Annotated in this window: 21 protein-coding genes and 1 pseudogene; 10 read left to right on the plus strand and 12 right to left on the minus strand. The window is 60.8% G+C overall.

Annotated features, from left to right (window positions below; translation table 11 throughout):
* Positions 1-231 precede the first annotated feature (231 nt).
* Both chrA and ACZ51H_RS13100 read right to left on the minus strand, forming a co-directional pair.
* A complete protein-coding gene (chrA, locus tag ACZ51H_RS13095; protein WP_464803232.1) occupies positions 232-1,635 on the minus strand; it encodes a chromate efflux transporter in 1,404 nt (467 codons plus the stop codon).
* The gene (locus ACZ51H_RS13100; protein WP_464803233.1) at positions 1,632-2,588 is read right to left on the minus strand and encodes a chromate resistance protein ChrB domain-containing protein; all 957 of its coding nucleotides are present in this window, start codon (positions 2,586-2,588) and stop codon (positions 1,632-1,634) included. The genes chrA and ACZ51H_RS13100 overlap by 4 nt, the downstream gene beginning before the upstream one ends.
* A gap of 352 nt (positions 2,589-2,940) precedes the next feature.
* Here ACZ51H_RS13100 and ACZ51H_RS13105 point away from each other — a divergent pair.
* A pseudogene (locus ACZ51H_RS13105) lies at positions 2,941-3,346 on the plus strand (transposase).
* Between the two features lie 13 nt (positions 3,347-3,359).
* On the opposite strand, the gene ACZ51H_RS13110 reads toward ACZ51H_RS13105, so the two are convergent.
* The 9 genes from ACZ51H_RS13110 to ACZ51H_RS13150 all read right to left on the minus strand — a co-directional run bounded on the left by ACZ51H_RS13110 (position 3,360) and on the right by ACZ51H_RS13150 (position 12,690).
* A complete protein-coding gene (locus tag ACZ51H_RS13110; RefSeq protein WP_464803234.1) occupies positions 3,360-4,469 on the minus strand; it encodes a phosphotransferase in 1,110 nt (369 codons plus the stop codon).
* On the minus strand, positions 4,466-5,650 hold the full coding sequence (locus ACZ51H_RS13115) for an acyl-CoA dehydrogenase family protein (protein WP_464803235.1): 1,185 nt from the start codon (positions 5,648-5,650) through the stop codon (positions 4,466-4,468). The genes ACZ51H_RS13110 and ACZ51H_RS13115 overlap by 4 nt, the downstream gene beginning before the upstream one ends.
* A gap of 57 nt (positions 5,651-5,707) precedes the next feature.
* On the minus strand, positions 5,708-6,877 hold the full coding sequence (locus ACZ51H_RS13120; RefSeq protein WP_464803236.1) for a dihydrolipoamide acetyltransferase family protein: 1,170 nt from the start codon (positions 6,875-6,877) through the stop codon (positions 5,708-5,710).
* Between the two features lie 10 nt (positions 6,878-6,887).
* Positions 6,888-7,871, minus strand: coding sequence for an alpha-ketoacid dehydrogenase subunit beta (locus ACZ51H_RS13125; RefSeq protein ID WP_464803237.1), 984 nt, complete (start codon positions 7,869-7,871; stop codon positions 6,888-6,890).
* Positions 7,861-8,808, minus strand: a complete 948-nt coding sequence (locus ACZ51H_RS13130) for a thiamine pyrophosphate-dependent dehydrogenase E1 component subunit alpha (protein ID WP_464803238.1) — start codon at positions 8,806-8,808, stop codon at positions 7,861-7,863. Before ACZ51H_RS13130 ends, ACZ51H_RS13125 begins: the two co-directional genes overlap by 11 nt.
* Positions 8,809-8,852: 44 nt before the next feature.
* The gene (locus tag ACZ51H_RS13135; protein ID WP_464803239.1) at positions 8,853-9,602 is read right to left on the minus strand and encodes an SDR family NAD(P)-dependent oxidoreductase; all 750 of its coding nucleotides are present in this window, start codon (positions 9,600-9,602) and stop codon (positions 8,853-8,855) included.
* Between the two features lie 15 nt (positions 9,603-9,617).
* Positions 9,618-10,082, minus strand: coding sequence for a nuclear transport factor 2 family protein (locus ACZ51H_RS13140; RefSeq protein ID WP_449469292.1), 465 nt, complete (start codon positions 10,080-10,082; stop codon positions 9,618-9,620).
* A gap of 111 nt (positions 10,083-10,193) precedes the next feature.
* A complete protein-coding gene (locus tag ACZ51H_RS13145; protein ID WP_460989088.1) occupies positions 10,194-11,672 on the minus strand; it encodes a flavin-containing monooxygenase in 1,479 nt (492 codons plus the stop codon).
* Between the two features lie 49 nt (positions 11,673-11,721).
* Entirely contained in the window at positions 11,722-12,690 is a 969-nt protein-coding gene (locus ACZ51H_RS13150; protein ID WP_460989089.1) for an SDR family oxidoreductase, read from the minus strand.
* Positions 12,691-12,896: 206 nt separating this feature from the next.
* Between ACZ51H_RS13150 and ACZ51H_RS13155 the strand changes: the two genes are divergently transcribed.
* From ACZ51H_RS13155 to ACZ51H_RS13180, 6 genes are read left to right on the plus strand one after another with little or no spacing between them, the layout of a single operon-like run.
* Positions 12,897-13,667: an SDR family NAD(P)-dependent oxidoreductase gene (locus tag ACZ51H_RS13155; RefSeq protein WP_460989090.1), complete on the plus strand. Its 771-nt coding sequence runs from the start codon at positions 12,897-12,899 to the stop codon at positions 13,665-13,667.
* A 14-nt stretch (positions 13,668-13,681) separates the two neighbouring features.
* Positions 13,682-14,194 carry an SRPBCC domain-containing protein gene (locus ACZ51H_RS13160; RefSeq protein ID WP_460989091.1) on the plus strand — a complete coding sequence of 171 codons (513 nt, stop codon included), beginning with the start codon at positions 13,682-13,684 and terminating at the stop codon, positions 14,192-14,194.
* The gene (locus ACZ51H_RS13165; protein WP_464803240.1) at positions 14,191-15,477 is read left to right on the plus strand and encodes an MFS transporter; all 1,287 of its coding nucleotides are present in this window, start codon (positions 14,191-14,193) and stop codon (positions 15,475-15,477) included. The genes ACZ51H_RS13160 and ACZ51H_RS13165 overlap by 4 nt, the downstream gene beginning before the upstream one ends.
* A gap of 28 nt (positions 15,478-15,505) precedes the next feature.
* On the plus strand, positions 15,506-16,294 hold the full coding sequence (locus tag ACZ51H_RS13170; RefSeq protein WP_464773017.1) for an SDR family NAD(P)-dependent oxidoreductase: 789 nt from the start codon (positions 15,506-15,508) through the stop codon (positions 16,292-16,294).
* Positions 16,295-16,308: 14 nt separating this feature from the next.
* Positions 16,309-17,361 carry a zinc-dependent alcohol dehydrogenase gene (locus ACZ51H_RS13175; protein ID WP_464803241.1) on the plus strand — a complete coding sequence of 351 codons (1,053 nt, stop codon included), beginning with the start codon at positions 16,309-16,311 and terminating at the stop codon, positions 17,359-17,361.
* On the plus strand, positions 17,358-19,034 hold the full coding sequence (locus ACZ51H_RS13180; RefSeq protein ID WP_464803242.1) for an FAD-dependent oxidoreductase: 1,677 nt from the start codon (positions 17,358-17,360) through the stop codon (positions 19,032-19,034). The genes ACZ51H_RS13175 and ACZ51H_RS13180 overlap by 4 nt, the downstream gene beginning before the upstream one ends.
* 6 nt (positions 19,035-19,040) lie before the next feature.
* On the opposite strand, the gene ACZ51H_RS13185 is transcribed toward ACZ51H_RS13180, so the two are convergent.
* Entirely contained in the window at positions 19,041-19,898 is an 858-nt protein-coding gene (locus ACZ51H_RS13185; RefSeq protein WP_464803243.1) for an SDR family NAD(P)-dependent oxidoreductase, read from the minus strand.
* 114 nt (positions 19,899-20,012) lie between these two features.
* Here ACZ51H_RS13185 and ACZ51H_RS13190 point away from each other — a divergent pair, with 114 nt between their 5' ends.
* The 3 genes from ACZ51H_RS13190 to ACZ51H_RS13200 all read left to right on the plus strand — a co-directional run bounded on the left by ACZ51H_RS13190 (position 20,013) and on the right by ACZ51H_RS13200 (position 22,393).
* The gene (locus tag ACZ51H_RS13190) at positions 20,013-20,459 is read left to right on the plus strand and encodes a nuclear transport factor 2 family protein (RefSeq protein WP_464803244.1); all 447 of its coding nucleotides are present in this window, start codon (positions 20,013-20,015) and stop codon (positions 20,457-20,459) included.
* Between the two features lie 71 nt (positions 20,460-20,530).
* On the plus strand, positions 20,531-21,598 hold the full coding sequence (locus tag ACZ51H_RS13195; protein ID WP_449469277.1) for a Rieske 2Fe-2S domain-containing protein: 1,068 nt from the start codon (positions 20,531-20,533) through the stop codon (positions 21,596-21,598).
* 21 nt (positions 21,599-21,619) lie between these two features.
* Positions 21,620-22,393: an SDR family NAD(P)-dependent oxidoreductase gene (locus tag ACZ51H_RS13200; RefSeq protein WP_460989099.1), complete on the plus strand. Its 774-nt coding sequence runs from the start codon at positions 21,620-21,622 to the stop codon at positions 22,391-22,393.

The following is a 22,393-nucleotide window of genomic DNA, read 5'->3' on the forward strand; positions in this document are numbered from 1 at the left end:
GAAAAACCAATAAAAAAGCCGCCAGGATAAAGGTCGATCGACCTATCCGGGCGGCGTCATTGCCGTGCAGATCCGTTTTAAGGATCGAAGCTGAACCGTGCCGTCATCGGCTAGGTTCAACTTATGGATCGAAGCGCCCCTGCTCCGATAAAAAGCAAGCTGTCATCGATTCATTGGAGTCGCAAGCAATATTTTGCGATGCACAAATTTAATTCGACCATTGTCTTCCGCTCAGACGAGGAGGACATAAGCCGCCCCCAACCCGGCGCACGTAAACAGGACCGGGATCATGCCGACTTTGAAGCGGAAGACGGCGATCGCTGCGCCCACTGCCAAAACAAGCGCCGGAAGGTTCAGCGACGCCAGAACGGGCATATCGAAACTGCTGCCCAGGAAATGGACCGGCCGTACTTCGCGGAACAGGGTATGGATCGCAAACCACAGCGCTAGGTTCAGGATAACCCCGACCACGGCGGCAGTGATTGCGCCAAGAGACGCCGAAAGTGCCCGGTTCCCTCTCAGCCCTTCGACAAAGGGCGCACCCGCGAAAATCCAAAGGAAGCAAGGCACGAACGTAACCCAGGTGGTGAGGATTGCCCCCAGCGTTGCCGCCACGAGCGGGTTCAACCCGGTCGCTTCGCGAAATGCCGCGAGGAAGCCGACGAACTGCGTCACCATGATGAGCGGACCGGGCGTCGTTTCCGCCAGCCCCAGACCATCCAGCATCTCGCCGGGGCGCAACCAGCCGAAGGTGCCCACCGCCTCTTGCGCCACATAGGCCAACACCGCGTAGGCTCCGCCGAAGGTCACAACCGCCATCTGGCTGAAGAAGGCCGCGATTTTGGTGAAGACATCATTGGGTCCCGCGAAAACGAACAGCAGGACCACGGGTGCAAGCCAGAGGAACAGCAAGGTTGTCGAAATCTTGAGCGACCAGGAAAGGTTGGGCCGGGCGTGATCCGGCAGGCCTTCGCCAAGTGCGGTGTCGCGATCATGGACAATGTTGCCGCCGCCCGATCCGTGGCTGCCGCCGCCCCTGAACGCGGGAAGACCCGCCCGGCCGCCGATATAGCCGCCAAGTGCGGCCGCCAATATGATGACGGGGAAGGGCGCGCCCAGGAAGAAGATCGCTGCGAAAGCTGCGACCGCCATGCCCCGCATCACGTTGTTCTTGAGCGCGCGGGAGCCGACGCGAACAACTGCCTGAACGACGACCGCCAAAACAGCGGCTTTGAGGCCGAAGAAAAGGCCTTCGATCAGAGGCGCATGACCGAGCAGCACATAAATGTAGCTCAGCGCCAGGATCGCCAGGAAGCCGGGGAGGACAAACAGGGCTCCTGCGACCAAGCCGCCCTTGGTCTTGTGCAACAGCCAGCCAATATAGGCTGCGAGTTGCTGCGCCTCGGGGCCGGGCAGCAACATGCAATAGTTGAGCGCGTGCAGGAAGCGTTCTTCACCGATCCAGCGTTTCTCATCGACCAGGATGCGGTGCATGACTGCGATCTGACCTGCCGGTCCGCCGAAACTCAGCGCGGCGATCCGCGCCCAGACGCGCGCGGCCTCACCAAAGGCGATTCCATGATCTCCGTGCGAACCATCAGCGCCTTCGTGAAGATCGGTGATGGTGGTGCTCATCGCTCGGACTTTCTGGTGCTGAAATAGGCGTGGAACTGGTTGAGCGCCTCGCTGGCGGTGGCGATGCGCTGGAGATCGTCGTCAGTCGATGCGCAAACGCCCGACAGCATGGCGCCGACGCCCGCCGTTTCCGGCCGGGCGAACTTGCCGTCGCCAATGTCCAGTTCATGGATGATCTCACCGATCGCCACGAGCGCATGATCATCTATCAAGTCAGCGCGCATGAGCAGCGTCTCGAAGCTGCAACGGCCGCCTTCATGGGTGAATTCGGCATCGACCATGTCGAAGCGGAGTTCTCCCTCGACGGGATCATAATGGCGGCTGTCGACGAACTTGAACCGGGCATCCGGGTCGATAAAGCGCCGGATCAACCAGGCGCAGGCGATGCGATCGACATGGATGCCGCTGCGCGTGATCCAGGTGCGGCCGATAAGGTCGATCGGCTGTGGCGCGTCTGCCGGTTCGGCTCGGCTCACATCGGGATGCTGATAAAGTTGGCGGTCCAGCTCCGCCAGCGCGGCTTCGGCGTCCTGACGACCATGAGCGCCAAAGAAGTCCAATCGGCTGGCCTCTTCCATCCGCTTTTGCAGGCGCGCAATATCGGCGCCGCTGGCCGGCCCCGTGTCCAGCAACCGGCGCGCGGCCTGCGCGATCTCGTCATAATCCGCATCTCGCGCGGTATCGAACAGCGTGCGGACATCCAGGTCGGTCTGGCCAACCAACAGACGGGCCTCGATGAGGGTCGCTTCGCCGCCATTTTCTGTGATCTCGGTCAGAAGCTCCCGGAACGCCGCCTCACCCTCGACCGAGCGCGGCAGGACGTGGACGGCATTTTTGAGAGGAACGGCGCCAATCGCCTGCAAACGCCGCCAGATTTTTACCCGGAGATAGGGCGGCTTCGCAGGAAGCTGATGCAGGAGGGCAAGCCAAAGGCTGGTATCGGTCGGGCGCATGATGCATATGTATCATAGAAAAGATTCATGAGTAATAGGAATATCAATTTCAGATATCTTGTTCCAGCGATGGCCGCCATCCTGCGTGATTGGGAGGATTTCAGGATTGTGGTGGATCAACTGCCGAAGCAACGCCTCCTTGAACCCGTCCGCTGATCCAGTTCGACGCTCCAGTTTTTGGGTCTTTCATCCGCCCCTATCAGCAAGGGCGCGCCGAGCGCTTGACGGGCGGGCAGGGGGCTCATCTGGGTCGCAGGCTGAAGGCAGCGTCCCTCCGCGGCGAGGCGAGGCGCAATAAGGCCTGTGGGGATTTAAGATTCCCATTTTGGCGAAGATGTGATTCACGCTTTGGATGGATCGCTTCATATTGACCGACGCCCAATGGGCGAAGATGGAACCGCATTGTCTGGGTAAGCCGACTGACCGAGGGCGGAGCGGGAGAAACAACCGGCTATTTATGGAGGCCGTGCTGTGGATTGTCCGGACAGGCAATCCATGGCGCGACTTTCCTGCGGTGTTCGGTAACTGGAGCACGGTGTTCCGACGATTCCGCGGCTGGCGCAAAGCCGATGTTTTCAAACCCACGTCGAAGCAAGCCCATCCCGCTCGGTAGCGAGATGTACAAGTGGCGGCATCTGATCGAAGACTTCTTCTGCAAACTCAAAGAGTTCAAGCGCATCGCCATGCGCGCCTGCAAAACAGATCAAAGCTTCGAGGCCATGATCTGCCTCCCCGCCGCCGTCATCAACTCGCGATGAATCCCCACAGGCCTTAGGTTGCAGACCCACAATCGCCATAGTCCGGTGTAGATGTAGCTAAGCGAAACTCTTGTATTTGCTGCCACGCTAATCGTGCAAGCTCCGGAAATGCTTCGGCCCGCTCCGCTGCTTGCACGGATGACGCCGTGCCGCGGATGACGCGGCCTTTGATGCCGTGAAAGATGGCCGCCAACCGAAAGAAATTGAACGCAATATAGAAATGGTAATTGGGAATAGAGGCTCTGCCTGTCCGCTTACAATAAGCTGCGACATATTCGTCCTCGGTTGGAATATTGAATGCGGCAAGGTCGACGCCGCCCAACCCTGCCACGATGTGGGGCGGCATACGGTACATCATCGCGTTATAGGCGAAGTCCGCGAGCGGATTACCGAGCGTCGACAATTCCCAGTCGAGAACGGCCACAACCCGCGGTTCCGTTGGGTGGAAGATCATATTGTCAACGCGGAAGTCGCCATGCACGATCGATGACTCGTCGTCGGGCGGAATATTAGCGGGCAGCCATTCGATCAGTCGATCCATGTTCGGATCGCGTCCGGCCTCGACATCTCCAAGGTACTGCCGTGACCAGCGGTCGATCTGGCGTGCGAAGTAATTGCCAGGCCGGCCATATTCACCCAGCCCTACGGCGTGGTAATCAACTCCGTGAAGCTGGGCCATAGCAGCGTTCATCGCATCGAAATAGGCCGGGCGGTCGGCAACATTAACCTCTGGCAGCGTAGCATCCCAGAAGATGCGCCCTTCCACCAATTCCATGACATAGAACCATCGGCCGATCACGCTATCGTCAGTGCACAGCCCATAGACATGTGCCACCGGGAAGCCGGCTTTTTCGAGGCCGGTCAATACCTGCGCCTCGCGTTCGATCGCATGCGCCCCGGCCAGTAACTGCCCCATAGGCTTACAGCGCAGAACATAAGCCCGGCCAGGCGTCATAAGCCGGTAAGTCGGGTTGGATTGCCCGCCCTTGAACTGGTCAACACTCAACGGACCGGTGAAACCCGCGACATTCGACTTCATCCAGCGGGCCATCGCCTGCTCATCGAAGCCCTGACCCGCGCGTACCGGGGTCGTGCCCACATTGGACTGCGTATCGGTGCTCATTCGATATTCGCAATTGCGAAGGTGCGCTTAATTTTTTTGGCCAGCGACCATTTATGAACTTCTGTCGGACCGTCATAAATGCGGAAAGCCCGGATTTCGCGAAAGACCTGCTCGACGACCGTATCGCGCGATACCCCCGTGCCGCCCAATATCTGTACGCAACGGTCAGCCACGCGGTAGAGCGCCTCCGACACCGCAACCTTTGTCATAGAGCTTTCAGTCACAGCTTTGTCTCCGCGGTCGAGTGCATCGGCGCACCAATCGATGATCAATTCACTCTGCTTGAGGTCGATCAAATTTTCCGCCAGCATGAAGCCGACGCCTTCGTGATCGATCAGCAACTGGCCGAAGGCCTTGCGTTTGAGCGCATAGGCTGTCGCAATTTCGTTGGCACGCATAGCGCTCCCCAACCAGCGCATACAATGTGTCAGCCGGGCCGGGCTGAGGCGTATCTGTGCGTAGGCGAACCCTTCGTGCGGCGCACCGAGGATGGCGCTGGTCGGCAGGCGTAAATCGTTGATCGTGACGACCGCATGGCCACCCGGCATCGAACTGTCGATGGTGTCGATCAGCCGATCCTGCCTGATCGCGGGATGCGGAAGATCGACCAGAAACATGGTCGCGGTATCCTTGCCGTCGCGCACCGTCTTTGCCATCAGGATCGCGAACGCCGCGCCTTCGAAGCCCGTCGCGAACGCCTTGCGCCCGTTCACGATCCAGTAGTCGCCGTCCTGCCGCGCCATCGTCATCATCATCGAGGGATCGGACCCGGCGCCGCCCTCTTCCGCCGGTTCCGTCATCAGGAAGCAGGAGCGGCTGTGCCCCGCGATCAGCGGGTCAAGGAAACGCGCTTTCTGCTCTGTCGTTGCGACGTGGCCCAGAAGGTAGATATTGCCCTCATCCGGCGCGGCTGTGTTCAAAGCGACGGGTCCGAGCGGTGACAGGCCCGACGCGCGCAGGATCAGTGCGGTTCCGCGGTGTGTGAAGTGAGACCCATCTGGTCGAACATGCGGTGTCAGCAGCCCCGAAGCGATGGCCTTGGCCCGCATCTCCTGGACCAACGCATCGGATGGCCCATGACCTCCCTGGTGATAATCCGCCTCAAAAGGGATGACGACATTCCTGACGAAAGCTTCCACCTTGCCAGCGATGATTTGCGCTTCGCCGAGATCATTTTCCATCAACATGTGTTCCTGCACATGGCTGGACGGAAGGACTGCCTATTGCCCTGTTGGACCTCACAGCGCCTCGATCCCAACTCTCAGTGCATTGAGGAAAGCGATGACGGGGCCTCCGTCGATCGCGCGGTGGTCGAAGGTCAGTGAAAAACAGACCATCGGCTTCACCGCCACAGTCCATTCACCGTCTACCATCGCTGCGCGAGGCGAGTGAACGATGCCGCCCACGCCCAGCAGCGCAACTTGCGGAACATTCAGCAAGGCTTCGGCGCGCATGACAGGTCCGACAGAGCCGGGATTGGAGATCGTAAACGTTCCACCTTCCAGATCCGTTTGCCTGACCGATCCGGTACGGACGCTCTCCGCCAATGCGGCGATTGCCTGAGTGAGCGCCATCGGGTCTTGCTGCTCCGCGTTACGGATCACCGGCACTATCAGGCCGTCTTCCGCATCGACCGCGATCCCCAGATTGACCGTTGGCCAAAGCGACAGTTCCTGCTCGCCCCAAGTCGCATTTAACTTTGGATGTTTGAGGATGGTTGTCGCAGTGACATGGGCGATATAGCCCAGAATGGAAGGCGTGGGTTGCCCCGCCTCTTTCAGGGCGGCGCGCCTTGCGAACAGCGCCGAAAGATCGATTTCCATATCCGCCGTCAACGAAGGCACAGCCGCCGCTTTCGTCAGCGTTTGGGCAATGGCCTTGCGCCGCATCGAGTGCGGCGCGAGCGTCGGCCGATCGCCGCCGCCTGCGGCAAGAACGTCGTCCTGCGTGACTTTGCCGCCGGGTCCGGTTCCGGTCACGGCCGACAGGTCAACGCCATGATCCTTTGCAAGTTTGCGAACCAGCGGACTTATCCGTCCCGCAATGCTTTTCGTGTCAGTCGGGTCGGCCGTTGCGGTCGAGGGCGCAATGGCCTGTTCCGCAACTGTAGCCGGGCCAGCCTCATCAATTGCCGCCAGCGCCTCCGCGATCGCGGTCGGTGACGTGCCGGGCGGAACCCAGAGGCCGACCTTGTCGCCAATCTTCATCTCGTCGTCTGCCCGACCGATCTGTCGGGCGAGTATCCCGGCCTCGACCGCTTCGACTTCCGTTGCGGTCTTGTCCGTCTCCACCTCGTAGAGGATATCGCCTTCTTTGAAACTGTCGCCTTCCGAAATTCGCCATTCAAGGATCTTGGCATTCTCTACCGAGCCCATTTGCGGAATGTTGAGGGTGTGTAGAATGGACATTGGCATTTCCTCAAAGGCTCATCAGGTCCCGTGCCATCTGTGCGATGGCATCGATGGACGGGATCGAAAGGGCTTCCAGATCACTGTGCTGGGGCAACGGAAAATCCTTCGCGCCAAGGCGCAGGATTGGTGCTTCCAGATCGAAAAATGCGGTTTCCTGTATCTGCGCCGCGATTTCCGCGCCAGGGCCAGCGGTCTTGGCCGCTTCATGGACGACCATTGCACGATGCGTCTTGCGCACCGATCCGAGCACGCAGTCCCAGTCCAGTGGCACAAGGCTGCGAAGATCGATCACCTCGACATCGATGCCGTCGGCGGCGAGCTGATCGGCCGCAGCAAGTGAGCGAGATACCATCGACCCATAGGTTATCAGCGTCATGCTGTCGCCTTGGCGGCGGATCGCGGCCTTGCCGATCGGAACGATGAATTCAGGGTCGAGCGGGACATATCCCTTGCTCCACCCCAGGCTCTGGACACTGTGAAACAATACGGGGTTGGGTTCGCGCAGCGCCGCTTTCATAAGCCCCTTTGCATCTTCCGGCGTCGAGGGAACGACCACCTTCAATCCCGGGAAATGCATCCCCAAGACTTCGGTGCAGCTTGAGTGTTCCGGTCCAGCGCCGCCCATCGCTCCGATCGGGAAAATGATGACGGCAGTCATCGGCACATTCAGGCCGTGCATATAGCGCCATTTCGCCAGCTTATGATAAATTTCATCGCCAGCGATCAGAGCGAAATCGCCAAAGCCCATATTGATGACGGGCTTCATCCCCGCAATCGCCGCCCCGGTGGCGAGGCCCGCCTCGAACGCTTCGGAAATATTGCTGTCCAAAACCCGGTCGACGCCGAACTCGTCGATCAGCCCCTTTTCCGTTCCGAACCATCCGCCCGTGGCGACACCTTGCCCCAGCACGAATATGCTGTCGTCGGCGCGCATTTCTTCAACCAGGGCAAGGCCCATCGCCGCATTATAGCCCATCGTTTCAGTCGACATAATAAAGATCCCGTTCGATAACCGACATGTCGGGGTCGGGCGCGGCCTTTGCCTCCCGATAGGCTGCATCCACGATGCCTTCCGCCTCCTCGATCAATCGCGCAGCGGCATTTCCCGAAAGCCGCGCGGCCAGAACATCCAGCGGATCGCGATAATCGTCGAATTCGCTGTCGCTGCGATAATTTTGGGGATCGCCCGCATAATGCCCGCGACGGCGCGTGACCTTGGCTTCGATCAGCGTCGGCCCGTCCCCCCGGCGCGCACGATCGACCGCCTCACAGGTCGCGGCATAGACGGCGATGGCATCCTGACCATCGACGATAACGCCCGGAATATGATAGCCCGCCGCGTAATCGGCGATGTCCGTCGTCGAGTTGACCGATCCCAGACGCGTACCAACCAGCAGGCCATTATTCTCGCAGAAATAGATCAGCGGCAGTTTCCAGGCTGCCGCGTGGACCATGGTTTCGTGAAACGTGCCTCTTGCAGACGTGCCGTCGCCGAAATTTGCCAGCGAGACCCGACCGTCCTTTCGGATCTTGGACGCAAGCGCTGACCCGCCAGCCAAGGGATAGACGCTGCCCAGCGTCGCGCCTTCGCCCATTACGCCGATCGAATAGTCGGCCCAATGAGGAACACCGCCACCTTTGCCGCGTGTCGCGCCCGACATCTTGCCGAGCAGGTCGCCAAGGATGGGGCCGGGCGCCATCCCCTTGCCAATCGCCCAGGCAGCGCCGCGTCCCTGATACCAAAGATAATCCGATGTTGCGAGAGCGGCGGACGCGCCGATGGGCGCAGCCTCCTGTCCTTCGCCCGGATGCCACCAGCCGGAGAATTTATGATCGCGCGTGTGGCGCAGCATTAACCGTTCGATCGCGCGCGATACCGCCATGCGCGAGAACATCGTCTCGACGAGTTCTGAATTTGGCTCCGACATTGGCCCTCTTCCCATTTGATTGTTTGCGGCAAGACGCGCGTGCATTATCCCGCCGTCTGCGCCCCATCGACGGGCATGGCGATACCGCTGACGCTCCGCGCGTCGTCAGATCCCAGAAAGGCGATGGCAGCGGCGACTTCTTCGGCGTCGATCATGTCGCCCATCTTCGATGCATTGCGCGTCAGCAGGCTGACATCGACATCATCTGGCCAGACGAGTTCCCCGGTCATCGCCGTTTTCACGCCGGTCGGACAGATGGCATTGACGCGAACGCCAGTGCTTGCGAATTCGACTGCCAACGACTTGGTGATGCCGATCACGCCATGCTTGGTGGCGCAGTAGGCCGTGGTGTAGGCTATGCCGACGAGGCCCGCCGCCGAACTGATGTTGACGATATTGCCCTTCGCGGTGATCAGGTGGGGCATCGCCGCCTGGCAGAGGTAAAATACGCTGCTCAGATTGACGCGTACCATCCGCTCCCAGCGGCTGTCGTCGAAACGGGCGAGCGGCGCCCAGTCCATGATGCCCGCGATGTTGCACAGCATGTCAATGCGGCCCGCCGCCTTTGCTGCGTCAGCGATGAACACGCGGCAGGAATCGGGATCGCCAGCATCAAACCCGATCACCACCGGCGTGGTCAGGGTATCGAGCGTGTCAGCCACGGCCTTGGCACCCGCTTCGTTGAGATCACCAAGCACAAGTATCGCGCCTTCTGATGCCATCCGCCGGGCGGTGGCACGGCCGATGCCCGATGCGGCACCGGTTACGATGACGACCTTGTCTTTATATCGCATGAGCTCCGCTCCTGTTCAGTTCGCTCGCGTGGGCGTTATCGCGCGCAGATCGCGTCCATGATCGGTCAGCGTGCCGATGAGATCATTGCCCATATGGCGTTCGATGAAGCGCCACTGGCCATCGACCTTTGCCACGGTGTCGCGGTAATCTCCGCCGATGACGGGCTGGAGCGGCAGCGTGTCGGTTTGCTGGAAGACCATCACATAGGATGAGACGACGGCCGTGCCCTCGTCCTTCGGCCTAATGATGACATTGCTTATGAAATGGCGCGTCCGCGGCGTTCCGTCCGAATAGGTAATGACCCAGTCGCGGAACGAGGCTGCCATCGCGGCAGGATCGCGGTCGGCCATCAGCATCCCCGCGCTGTAAACGACAGCATGTTCAAAAAGGCGCCCGACCGCGTCGAAATCGCCCCCGTCGAGCAGCATGGGGTAGGTGAAAATGAGATTCTGTATCTCGAAATAGTCCTCGCCGGTCATTTTAATTCCTTTTTGCGGTCTTTTGCCGCGCCATCGAGATTACTGGTGGCTCTGGCGATCATCCACCTTCATTTGGGGTAAGTCGCCCAAACTGGTGGACTGCGCGCGCGATTACGCCAGTTCGAAATCCTCCATCCGTGGTGCGGCCATCGATTGGGCGAAATGGTCGTAGCTCCATGGCCATGTCTGGGGCACGCCCTGCGCGTCTAGGTACCAGCTCGTGCACCCCGAGCCGAAAATCGTCCGCTTCGCGGCCGCGATACGGCGCTCCTCATAATCAGCCATGGCTTCGGGCTTTGCAGCGATCGCGGAACAGGTTCCGTCGCGCAAAAGATCGAGGAGTTGGTCGATATAGTCCCATTGCCGCTCAGCGATGTCGATCAGCGAGAAATTGCCCACTGGTGCGGTGGGGCCGTTGAGCAGGAACAGGTTGGGGAAATCGGGCACGGTGATTGCATAATAAGCGGTCGGGCGCAGCGCCCAGGCATCATCGAGGTTATTACCGCCTCGTCCGATTACCTGAATGGGGCGCACGAAACGGTCGGTCTTGAAGCCTGTTGCCAATACCAACACGTCCAGTTCGTGCAGCGTGCCATCTTTCATGCGGACGCCTGTGACCTCGACCCGTTCGATTGCCCCCGTCTCAACGATCACACCGGGACGTTGCACCGCCTCATAATAGTCGGGCGAATAGATCAGCCGCTTGCAGGCAGCGCGATAATCAGGCCGGAGTTTTTCGCGCAGTACCGGGTCCTGAATATTGTCCTCCAGATTACGGAGGACCACGCCTTCTATTTCCGCCATTTCGGGCGAATCCACCTCAATGATCGCCTTGTTAAACCGCCGGATGCCGGCCCAATATTCCTCGCCGAAGCGGATCGCGTCGATCCTGGACACATCCGAACGAAAGGCGTGGCGGTCGGTTTCCGAATAGATGAAGTTCTGGACCGGCATGATCCATTGTGGCGACCGCTGGAAATGGACAAGCGTGCTGGCGCGGGTCGACAGGGCCGAGACGATCTGGACGCCGGTCGAACCATTGCCAATCACGCCGATGCGTCGGCCGTCGAGCGCTACGCTGTCGTCCCAGCGTGCGCTGTGAAAGCTATCACCCCCGAAGTCCTCCAGGCCGGGAATGGCCGGGATATTGGGGTGATGCAACACGCCGGTCGCGGCGATGATGACATCGACGATGTCTTTGCAGCCATCGGATGTCTCGATATGCCAGCGGCCATCAACGTAGCGGCAGTCCGTCACTTCCGAATTGAAGCGGATGCGGTCACGGAGCCGATAATCGTCCGCGATCCGTTCGAAATAATGCTGAATCTCCGGACCGGGGGAGAAAAACTGCGTCCATTCCGGGTTGGGCGCGAAACTATAGGTATAGGCATGGGCGGGAACGTCGCAGGTCAGGCCCGGATAACGGTTTTCCCGCCATGTGCCACCGACGGTGTCGCCTTTTTCGTAGATAGTGAAATCTGCATCACCCTTCTGGTCTAGCCGAATCCCGGCTAGCAGTCCGGCCATGCCCGCGCCAATTATCGCAAAGCTTAATCTGCGGTGGCCGGTTTCCATTTCCTGCTTAGCCATGAGTCGGTACGCTTTCGATCTGGTCGTGGTGATTCTGTGGCATGGGCGTTCAGGCGACCCATTCGGGCGGACTGTTCAACTCGGACAGCCGTCGTTCCTTGAGCGCACTAAGGTATAGCGCGATCGCATCGCCGGTATTTTCGATGAGATCGATATGGTCCGTCGCGATGGCTTCATCGAAATGGTCGCGCACCTCTTCGATGGTCAGGTCGCCACCGGCATAACCTTTTGAAAAGCCGGTCACGATTTTGGCGAAACGGCCAGAGGATGCAGCGATCGACTGGCCGGTGCATGTTGCATCGCGATGGACCAGCCAGGCGACCACTGACGCCACGCGTTCGGGTGTGGCGGCCTTTTCCATCCAGTCGCGAATGTCGCTGTCGGGAAGATGCATGGCGACCAGCCGGGTAAAGGCGGCTGGCGAGATCGCATTGCACGTAATCCCGTGCGGGGCGCCCTCCATCGCTAACGCCCGCACGAACCCCATTATCGCCATCTTTGCCACCGGGTAGCCGATTCCGGCGCCTCCACCCATCCCGAACATCGAATCCGACAATGTGCAGACGATGCGCCCGTACTGTTGACGCAGCATCGCTGGCCATGCGGCGTGTACGAGATGGAAGGGGGCATAGGCGTGGATCTGCATCTGATGGTCGAACTGCGCCAACTCCATCTCAGCGAAGGATTGTGTCACGTCCGGCGCAATGCTGCCGGCGTTGTTGATGACGATATCGACACGGCCCCAACGATCGAGTGCAAGCGCGACAAGGCGTTGCGCGGTCGAGGGGTCCGTCACGTCGCCAGCATCGGCGATTGCTTCCCCGCCCAGCGCCATGATGTCGCCGACCACGGCCTCGGCCAGGTCCGACGATTTTCCACCACCTGTAGTCGATCCGCCCAGATCGTTGACGATGACCTTTGCGCCACGTGCAGCCAGTATCCGGGCATAGCTTCTGCCCAAACCACGCCCCGCACCGGTGACGATGGCGACCTGGCCGTCATAGCGTAGCTGTTCCAAACATCTTCTCCTTGAGCGGATGTCGTGCGGCGCATCCGATCTCCATTGGCTGATCCAAAAGACGGCGTCGCTCCACCCCCAAATTGACTAGACCGTGATTTACAGCGCCTCCTCTGTTTGGATGAGGCACCGGCTTTTCCAACGGAGCATGTTGCCGGAACAGAACTGGCGATACGACCAGCATAGGATGAGGATCGGGCGGTTTCATGATGTTCAAAAACAGGTCCGCGTTGATCACGGGCGGCGGTTCGGGAATCGGCGCCGCTGCGGCAATGCGTCTTGCCGAGGAAGGTTGCCGCGTTGCGATCGTTGATATCCGGCCAGGCGAAGGGCAGCGCATTGTTGATTTGATCACGAAGCGCGGCGGCCATGCTATCGCCATCGCGGGCGATGTGTCCTGCGAAGCCGATACTGTCCGCTTTTTCGACGAAGCCGAAACGGCGCTCGATGGGCTGGACATGGCTTTTCTCAACGCTGGGGCGTTGCAGGACTATGGTCCCTTCGACACGATCACGGTCGACCAGTTCGACCGGATGATTGCAATCAATCTGCGCGGGCCTTTCCTGGGTCTGCGACAGGCGCAGCGGCGACTGCGCCCCGGTGGCGCGGCGGTTGTAACGGCCTCTGCAGCCGCGTTGCTCGGCTTTTCCGATGCCGTGGGGTATACTGCCGCCAAGCATGGCGTCGTTGGCCTAGTCCGCGCCGCAGCACGCGAATTTGCCGCGCGCGGCCTGCGGGTCAATGCGATTTGTCCCGGCCCGGTGCAGACGCCAATGGTAGGCGCACCTCCGCAGGATGAGCTTCTGCCGCCGGAAAACATCACGCCGCCGACCTATCGTGGCGAGCTGACGCCGCAGATGGTGGCCGAAGTCGCACTGTTCCTGATGGGACCGGCATCGGCGGCAATCAACGGGCAGGCGCAGCTTGTCGACGCAGCGCTGCTGTCCGCCTTTCCGACCGCCCCAGACGCCAACTGAACAAAGGACCAACCATGCTCGACACCGCCTTCGATCAGAAAACCGGCTTTGATCCGGCCAATGTCGTGAGTTCCGACAAGTTCACGATCGAGGCACCTGCCGGAATAGTGTGGGAGATTCTGGTCGATCTGGACCGTTATGGGGAATGGAACCCCTTTTGCGTGAAGGCGGCATCCACGCTCGAAATCGGCGCGCCGGTCCATATGAGCCTTGTCAACTATCCCAATCCCGGCGCGCTGCTGGTGAATTGCGAATATGTCTGCGCGTTTGAGCCAGAGCGGCGACTGGCGTGGGAGGCGCCCTGGCACGAGGCATGGCCCTATGCCGCACGCCGCGACCAGATGATCGAGCCCGTTGAGGGAGGAAATTGCCGTTATTGGTCGACCGACGCGTTTCTGGGTGAAAACGGCGTTCATGTGATGCGCTTTTGCGGTCCGTGGGTGAAACGGGCCTTCGACGATACCGCCCGCGCGCTCAAGGCCCGTGCTGAGGCTTTCCATGCCGAGCGGCAAGCTGGCTCACAATGACCGCGAGCACGGGTCAGGCGATGCAACCGCAGCGATTTGATAGTGAAGCAGCCTTCTTGCCGACAGGGGGCAGGCCATCCCGCTTTCTGGGGTGGCGCATGGTGTGGATCGCCGCGTTGACGCAGAATGTGGCGGTCGGACTCACCTTCGGGTCTTTCGGTACGCTTGTTCTTGCCATCGAGCAGCGTTTCGCGACAACGCGAACGCTCTCGACGCTGGCCATTTCACTGACCATCCTCGTCCTATCGCTCGGTGCGCCGATGATCGGCATGCTCCTTGTGCGTATGTCGATCCGCCGCATGATGACGATCGGCGCATTGCTTGCCGCTAGCGGCTATGTGCTGCTGCCCTTCTCTACGGGCATCGGCATGTTCCTTGCGTTATTCGCTCTGCTCGTGTCGCCCGGCGTCTTGTTGCTGGGCGTGATGCCGTCCAACATCCTGGTAAGCAACTGGTTCATTCGTGGACAGGGCCGTGCACTGGGCTTCGTCACCATGCCGGTGTTCGTGATGATCGTGCCGATGATCAGTTCGTGGGCACTCCAGCGGTTTGGGCTTGATGCCGTACTCATCGGGCTTGGCCTTGCCCATCTGATCGTCCTGCCGTTCATGTCACTGGTGATTGATCGGCCCGAACAGGTTGGCCAGGTTCCGCTCGGTAATGACGAAGCCAACAGCCCGATCGAAGTGCCGTCGTTGCTATCCGCGCGGGATATGCTGTCCCGACCGGCGACCTGGTTCGTGACCGCCGCCATCGGCATCGCCGTGGGGGGTGGCATCCTGAAAGCCGCTCATCTGGTGCCACTCGTCATGGCACAGGGTTGGCCGCTGGGCGAAGCATCCTTCCTGCTCGCCATTTCCGGCGGTACAGGCATATTGGGCGCGATTGTGTTCGGTTGGCTTGCCGACAGGTTCGGGCCGGGGCAGGCCCTGGCGCTCAACTGCCTTGTCCAGGGCATGGTCTGGTTCATCTTCCTCCAGCCGGTCGGCTATTCGCTGCTGGTGCTGGATGCGATTATAGTGGGTGCGTGCGGTGGCGGGATTGCGGCAGCGCAGGGCGTGCTGCTGACCCGGCTCTTCGGCATCCGTAATTTTGCCCGCGCAATGGGCCTTGTGACACTGTTCACCGTCCCGTTCACCTTCGGCAGTTCACCGCTGGCGAGTGCGCTGTTCGACGCCACCGGCAGTTACTGGACGCCGATCGTGCTGCAAATCGCCGGCTTCGGCCTGGCCGCCTGTATTTTCCTGTTGGTCGAGAGTCGCGCGCGCCGCGCGGCGGACTGACATTGTTTCAAGACATATGGAGATGAACATGATTCTTAAGGACAAGGTGGTGATCGTTTCGGGCATTGGTCCGGGGCTGGGACAGGAACTATCCTCTCTGGTGGCGGCCGAAGGCGGCCATGTCGTGATGGCCGCGCGCACTTCTGCAAAGCTGGACGCAGCCGAAGCGCTGATCCGAGAAGCGGGGCATGATGTCGAGGTACTTAAAGTTCCAACCGACATTTCCCGGCGCGAGGATGTCGCACGGCTGGTCGCCGCTACCAAAGAGCGTTTCGGACGTATCGATGGCCTGATCAACAGCGCCTATATTCCCGGCGCCTTCACCGATGTCGTGGATGCTGATTTCGACGAGTGGCGGCGCACCTTCGACGTCAACCTGTTCGGAACACTGGACCTTTGCCAGTCAGTCATACGGGAGATGCGCGAGACAGGGGGCGGATCGATAGTCAATGTAAACACACAGGTGACGCGCAAGCCGTGGGTGCAGCAGGCCGCCTATGCCACGTCCAAAGCCGCAATGGCGATGGCGACGATGCAGATGGCGACCGAAGTCGGGCAGTGGAACATCCGGGTCAATTCGACCTTCATGGGGTGGATGTGGGGTCATTCGGTCGAGCAGGCGTTCGACCATATGGCGAAGGAAAGCGGCCAGTCGGTGGCGGAACTGAAGGCAGCACAGGAAGCGAACATCGCGCTGCGCCGAATGCCGACCGATCGCGAGTGCGCACGGCCGATCATCATGCTGCTGTCGGATTATTGTTCGGTAGTCACAGGCGCAAGCCTCGACATCAATGGTGGCGAGTTCATGCCAGGGTGAGGAACAGGACTGTTATGCATTCATCTGCCGAACCACGCGTGATGCGCGCCGCCGATTTCGTGGAGCCGGGCACGGTCGATGCACGGCGCGATGCATCGATCCCTGCGCCTGCCGCTGGCGAGGTCATAGTAGCGGTCGCGGCCTGCGGAATCTGCGGGTCCGACCTGCACATGTTCCGTAACGGCGCCTATCGCGATCAACTCGTCCGTTCGACGCCGGAAGGATATCATGTCCCCGGCCATGAGTTTGCGGGCACCATCGCCGCCCTGGGCGAAGGTGTGACGGGCTGGTCGATCGGCGACCGGGTCGTCGGCGTTACCGGCATGGGCGGCGGCATGGCCGATTTTGTCGCGGTGCCGGTCAATCCATACCAGCTTGTGCGCGTGCCGGACGCGGTTGGCTTCATCGAAGCGGCAACCACGGAGCCAATGGCAGATGCGCTCCAGATGGTGCGCAAGGCGGCGATCCGAAGCCGAGAGAATGTCGTCATATTCGGCGTTGGCATCATCGGGCTGGGCGTCATCCAGGCGATTCGCGCCAGGGGCATAGAGACCGGCTCATTGATCGCGGTGGATGTGCATGCCGCGCGGCTTGAAGCGGCGCTGGCAGTTGGCGCTACCGCAGCGATCAACGCGCGCGATGGTGATGTGTTCGATCAGATTGCCGCTCTCACTGGTATTGAGGAGGGCTATAACGGCATCTCGGCCCGGATCGGCGTGGTGTTCGATTGCGCCGGATACATCAAGCATATGCCCGGCCCGCCGCCCCTGGAAACGGCGCTGAGGTTGATCGCACTGGATGGCGGGCGGATCGTATGTTTCGGCGGCTATGAGGATCGCATGACGATCGACTTCGGTCCGGTGATCCAGAAGCAGCCCACGATCATGGGATCGAACGGGTATGCGCCGGAAGAACTGGTCGAGGCGCTGGCGATGATGGCCGAGGGACGAGTCGATCGGGGGGGGCTGGTCTCCCATCAATTCCCGATCGACCAGGCGGCAGCGGCATTTGCCGCGCAATGCGCGCCGGAAGCCCTGAAAGTGATGCTGACGATGGAGAAGTCATGAGCGCGATGAACGGATTTGATGAAGAGGTCGATATCCTGATCGTGGGATCAGGGGCCGGTGCGCTGACGGCTGCGATCGTGGCTGCGGATAACCATGCGACGGTGGCCATCGTTGAAAAAAGCGACCAGTTCGGTGGTACGTCCGCCACTTCGGGCGGCGTGATCTGGATTCCTGCGAGCCACTTGGCCAAAGCCGCCGGCGCGGACGATAGCCCCGAAGAAGCCGCGCGCTACATCACCGCACTTGCCGGTGATGACGCCGACGCGGATCAGATCACCGCCTTTGTCGACAATGCCCCGGCAATGCTGGCCTACCTCGAACGCGAGACGCAGGTGCGCTACGCTTCGATCCCCTACACCGATTATCACGCCGAGCTTCCAGGTGGCAAAATGGGGTGGCGCAGCCATGATCCACAACCGATCGATGGCCGCGCGCTGGGCGATGATCTTGATCGCTTGCGGCCGACGCATCCCGCTGGGCTGTTGTTCGGCCGGATAAGCTGGACCGCCGCCGAGGCCGCGCCGCTCCTCACGCGGATGCCCGGTTGGCAAAAGATGCTGACGAAGGCCTTGTGGCGCCATTATACCGATTTCGGCCAGCGCCTGCGATCGAAGCGCAGCCGTTTTCTGACCTCTGGCAACGCGCTGCTCGCCCGGCTGAAATTGTCGCTCGACACGCGCAAGGTGGATATTCGCTATCGCCATGCACTCCTGTCCCTGATCCAGCGCGATGGCCGCGTCGAGGGCGCGGTGGTGCAAACGGACGCGGGCGAGCGGCGTATCCGCGCGCGCAAGGGCGTGATCCTGGCCGCCGGTGGGTTCGAACGTGATGCACAAATGCGGACACGCTATCTCACCGGCTCGCCCAACCCCGACTGGTCGGGCAGCCAGAGCGGTAATACCGGCGACGCGATCCGCGCGGCGGAGGCCGTTGGCGCAGTCACGACACGGATGGATTCGGCGTGGTGGGCGCCCACGATCAAGGTTCCGGGCGAAGATCGCGCCCGGCCGCTCTTCTTCGAACGCTCCCTGCCTGGATCAATGATCGTTGACAGTTCCGGCAAGCGATTCCTCAACGAAGCCGCCTCCTATCACAAGGCTGGCGAAGCGATGCGCGCTGCAGGCGGGGGGCAGGCCTGGATCCTGCTCGATGCACGGTTCCGCTGGCGCTATCCGATGGGGCCGTTGATGCCGATGATACCGGACTGGATGCATTCATCGGCTGTCCGCGCACTCATGCGCAAGGCGGACACCATTGCGGAACTGGCAAGGAAGATCGGTGTCGATCCGACCGTGCTGGAAACGACCGTCATCCGCTACAACGAAAATGCGCGGGTTGGGCAGGACCCTGATTTTGGTCGCGGTCAGCAGCCCTATGACCGCTATTATGGCGATCAGAAGGTGAAGCCCAATCCCAATCTCCTGCCGCTCGAAAAAGCGCCTTTCTACGCGCTGCCAATCAACGCGGGCGATATCGGCACCAGCGGCGGCCTTGCCACCGATGCCAGCGCGCGCGTGCTTGATGCAGCGGGCCAGCCCGTTGCCGGACTCTATGCGGTCGGTAACAGCGCCGCTTCGGTGATGGGCCGATCCTATCCCGGTGCGGGATCGACGATCGGCCCGGCGATGACCTTCGCCTACATCGCCGCCCGCGATGCAACGGGCGCAAATTGAGAAGCGCTATTCGATGACGGCCGGATGGAAGGGACGTGGCTCGCCAAGCATCGCTGCGAAGGAGGCGGGTTCACGGCCATCGATATCGGTAAGGTCATAACGCATGGCGAGATCCGCAGTGTAAAAGGCCTTGCCCGATAGCGCCATCCGGTCCCGATCACGCGCAACCGCATCGATCACCAGCCCTTGCAATTGGGGCGTTTCGGCGGCGTCATACATCTGGCCATAGACTTCGGGCCGTTCTTTTCGCCCCAGTTCCAGCCGTTCGGTCCGCATCGGTCCCGGCCAGATCGACAATGTGGCGACGCCGAACGGGCGGAAGTCGTGCGCCATGTCGAACATCATCTTGTCGAGGCCTGCCTTTTGCGCGCCATAGCCCGGACCATGCATGTAGCAATGCGCGCCCGGCGACGAGACCGCGACGACCAGCCCGGCCTGCGCCTTTAACAGCAACGGAGCGGCCGCGCGCGTCGCGATATAGGCAGAACGCAGTCCGACATCTAGAATATCGGCCAGATCGCCGGACTTCTCCCAGAAAGGTCCCGGCTTCACCAGATCGTCGGAAAGCGCGGTGGCGCTGTGGACGAGAATGTCGATATGGCCCGCCTCATCCGCGACGCGCGAAAAAAAGGCTTCCACCGCCGCATCATCGCGATGATCGAGTGCGACCGCGACACCTTGTCCGCCCGCCTCATCTACGGCGCGCGCGGTGGCACCGATCGTGCCGGGGAGCGGCAGCCCCTCGTCGCTCAGCGAACGACCGGTGATATAGACCTTAGCGCCCGTGCCCCCCAGTGCGATCGCGATCCCCTTGCCCGCGCCTCGGCTCGCGCCTGTGACGACCACGATTTTATTACTGGTCATTGTCTCTCTCCTATCTCGCTCGTCATTATCCTGCGCCGCGTCTCGCTCCTCCCCCCAAATCAAGTAATCGCGACTTTCGAAAATCGGTTAGCGCCAGGCAAAAGGAGAGGATCGATGACCAGTACCGCCAACCGTGATTTGTTCGTTCGGATGCTGACGGCGCTTGGTATTAAGGATTTCGATACGTTCGAATCCTGCCTTGCCGACGACGTACAGCTCGAATGGCCCTTTCCCGTTATGGAGGGATTTCCGCTCGAACACCGTGGTGCGCGCTGGTTTCGCGATGCGTTGGAAGCGAGCTGGCGCGATTTTGATCCTTACGCCTATCGCATTGAGGTCATCCACGATCTGGCCGCCGAGGATCGGCTGATTGCCGAATATAGCTCGCACAGCCGCTATATTCCGACGGGCGAACCCTATTCCAACCGATATGTCAGCATTCTTGATTTCGCCGAAGGCCGGATCACGCGCTGGCGCGAATATGTGAACCCTCAGGTCGTGTCGAAAGTGCTCGGTGACAATGCCGGGTGGAGCGAAACGGGCGGCGCACGCACGGCCTAGTCTATTTCGAGGTATCGGCGGCCGGATCGAAGGTCACAAATAGCGGTCAAAAGTCGGATTGGAGAGCGAAGATGGCACAAACCGCAGACTATGGGTTGGGCGAATATACATTCCCCCGCGGCTGGTTCATGGTCGCCGAAGGGAGCGAAGTCTCGGCAACCCCAAGCACGATCCACTATTTCGGCCGGGACTTCGTCCTGTATCGCGGCGAAAGTGGTACGGCGCACATGGTCGACGCCTATTGTCCTCATCTTGGCGCGCACCTGGCCAAGAACACGACCTCCTACATCGTGCGCGATGGACAGCAGGTGGAGGGCGAATCGATCCGCTGCCCTTATCATGGATGGCGTTTCGGCCCGGATGGTGCGTGCGACGACATCCCCTATTCAAAGTTCGTCCCCAAAGCTGCCTGCCTGCCGACCCACCGGATCATCGAGCGCGCGGGCATCATCTGGTACTGGCACGACCCAGAAGGCCAGGAGCCGGATATCGAATTGCCCCCCTTTGCGGAATGGGACGATCCAAGCTGGGTGCGCTGGCAGGTCGATCATCTGGGCATCATCCCCTGCCATCCGCAGGAGATACTCGACAATATGGCGGACGCCGCGCACATGGTTCCGGTCCACGGATCGACCGACTGCGCCTATTTCGAAAACGCCTTTAATGGGCCGATCCTTCACCAGACGTTCGGCGCGGGCCACCGTACGCTGGTCAGCAGCGATGCAGTGCTGGAAACCGACACATGGTATACCGGGCCTGCAATCCTTCAGGCGCGACTGACCGGGGCGTACCCCTCGCTGATGCTGATCTGCCATACGCCAGTTGAGGATGGCGTGGTAATGGTTTGGCATGCACTGATGTCGAAGGCTGCCAACACGCCGCCAACGCAGGACGACATCGCGATCGCATATGGTTATGCCGAGGCGGGACGGCTGGCGCTCGCGCAGGATTTTGAAATCTGGGCCAACAAGCGTCCCTGTTTCAACCCGCTCCAAATTCCGGCGGACGGGCCGTTTGGCAAGGTGCGCATCTGGTATCGACAATTTTACAACCCGCGCGCCCGCGCCAGTGAATTTCAGGACCGGGTGGACGGCAAGATCACGACATATGACACGCGCGGCAGCAGCGTGGCGGCCTGAAAAAATATCGAGAGGATGATGATGGGCAAGGTACAATTTCCCGCAGGAGCAGCTTTGGTGTTCGGCGGCAGCGGCGGGATCGGTCGCAGTGTGGCGCAATGTTTCGCGGAAGCCGGAACGGACGTGGCGATCGGCTATCATTCGAAGGCAGATGCCGCCGCAACGCTGGCCAGCGCAATTGAGAGCGAGGGGCAGAAGGCATCAACGCATCGTGCCGATGTGCGCGATCGTGAACAGGTCGAGGCGGCATTCGCAGCGGCGGTCGCAGCGCACGGACGCATCCACACGGTAGTCTGGGGCGCCGGGCCACTGGTCGATCAGGTCATGCTGGGCGATACCACCCACGAACAATGGCGTCGCGCGATCGACATAGAGGTCCATGGCTTCTTCAATGCCGTGCAGGCTGCCTTGCCGCATTTTCGCGAACAGGGCGGCGGATCGTTCGTCACGCTGGGATCAGCGGGGCAGATGCGCTGGCCGGAGAAAGACGGTCTGTCTGTCGCACCCAAGGCGAGCAATGAATCGCTCGTCCGCGGCATTGCGCGGGAAGAGGGACGGCACGGCATCCGTGCGAACAGCGTGCTCGTCGGCGTGATCGAGGCCGGTATGTTCCTGGAACTGACGAAACAGGGCGTGTTCGGTCCCGAATGGGTGGCGGAAGTGCAAAAGGGCCTTGCCCTCAAGCGTTGGGGCCAGCCGGAAGAGATCGGTGAGGCGGCGGTGTTCCTTGCATCCAACCGCGCCGCCTATGTTACCGGGCAGCAGATCAACGTATCGGGTGGCTACGGCATCTAG

It is taken from the genome of Sphingobium sp. TomMM15 (genome assembly GCF_055397045.1).

Coding starts and splice junctions, on each gene's coding strand:
- chrA (WP_464803232.1), bottom strand. CDS start 1,635: ATGAGCACCACCATCACCGATCTTCACGAAGGCGCTGATGGTTCGCAC.
- ACZ51H_RS13100 (WP_464803233.1), bottom strand. CDS start 2,588: ATGCGCCCGACCGATACCAGCCTTTGGCTTGCCCTCCTGCATCAGCTT.
- ACZ51H_RS13110 (WP_464803234.1), bottom strand. CDS start 4,469: ATGAGCACCGATACGCAGTCCAATGTGGGCACGACCCCGGTACGCGCG.
- ACZ51H_RS13115 (WP_464803235.1), bottom strand. CDS start 5,650: ATGGAAAATGATCTCGGCGAAGCGCAAATCATCGCTGGCAAGGTGGAA.
- ACZ51H_RS13120 (WP_464803236.1), bottom strand. CDS start 6,877: ATGTCCATTCTACACACCCTCAACATTCCGCAAATGGGCTCGGTAGAG.
- ACZ51H_RS13125 (WP_464803237.1), bottom strand. CDS start 7,871: ATGTCGACTGAAACGATGGGCTATAATGCGGCGATGGGCCTTGCCCTG.
- ACZ51H_RS13130 (WP_464803238.1), bottom strand. CDS start 8,808: ATGTCGGAGCCAAATTCAGAACTCGTCGAGACGATGTTCTCGCGCATG.
- ACZ51H_RS13135 (WP_464803239.1), bottom strand. CDS start 9,602: ATGCGATATAAAGACAAGGTCGTCATCGTAACCGGTGCCGCATCGGGC.
- ACZ51H_RS13140 (WP_449469292.1), bottom strand. CDS start 10,082: ATGACCGGCGAGGACTATTTCGAGATACAGAATCTCATTTTCACCTAC.
- ACZ51H_RS13145 (WP_460989088.1), bottom strand. CDS start 11,672: ATGGCTAAGCAGGAAATGGAAACCGGCCACCGCAGATTAAGCTTTGCG.
- ACZ51H_RS13155 (WP_460989090.1), top strand. CDS start 12,897: ATGATGTTCAAAAACAGGTCCGCGTTGATCACGGGCGGCGGTTCGGGA.
- ACZ51H_RS13160 (WP_460989091.1), top strand. CDS start 13,682: ATGCTCGACACCGCCTTCGATCAGAAAACCGGCTTTGATCCGGCCAAT.
- ACZ51H_RS13165 (WP_464803240.1), top strand. CDS start 14,191: ATGACCGCGAGCACGGGTCAGGCGATGCAACCGCAGCGATTTGATAGT.
- ACZ51H_RS13170 (WP_464773017.1), top strand. CDS start 15,506: ATGATTCTTAAGGACAAGGTGGTGATCGTTTCGGGCATTGGTCCGGGG.
- ACZ51H_RS13175 (WP_464803241.1), top strand. CDS start 16,309: ATGCATTCATCTGCCGAACCACGCGTGATGCGCGCCGCCGATTTCGTG.
- ACZ51H_RS13180 (WP_464803242.1), top strand. CDS start 17,358: ATGAGCGCGATGAACGGATTTGATGAAGAGGTCGATATCCTGATCGTG.
- ACZ51H_RS13185 (WP_464803243.1), bottom strand. CDS start 19,898: ATGACCAGTAATAAAATCGTGGTCGTCACAGGCGCGAGCCGAGGCGCG.
- ACZ51H_RS13190 (WP_464803244.1), top strand. CDS start 20,013: ATGACCAGTACCGCCAACCGTGATTTGTTCGTTCGGATGCTGACGGCG.
- ACZ51H_RS13195 (WP_449469277.1), top strand. CDS start 20,531: ATGGCACAAACCGCAGACTATGGGTTGGGCGAATATACATTCCCCCGC.
- ACZ51H_RS13200 (WP_460989099.1), top strand. CDS start 21,620: ATGGGCAAGGTACAATTTCCCGCAGGAGCAGCTTTGGTGTTCGGCGGC.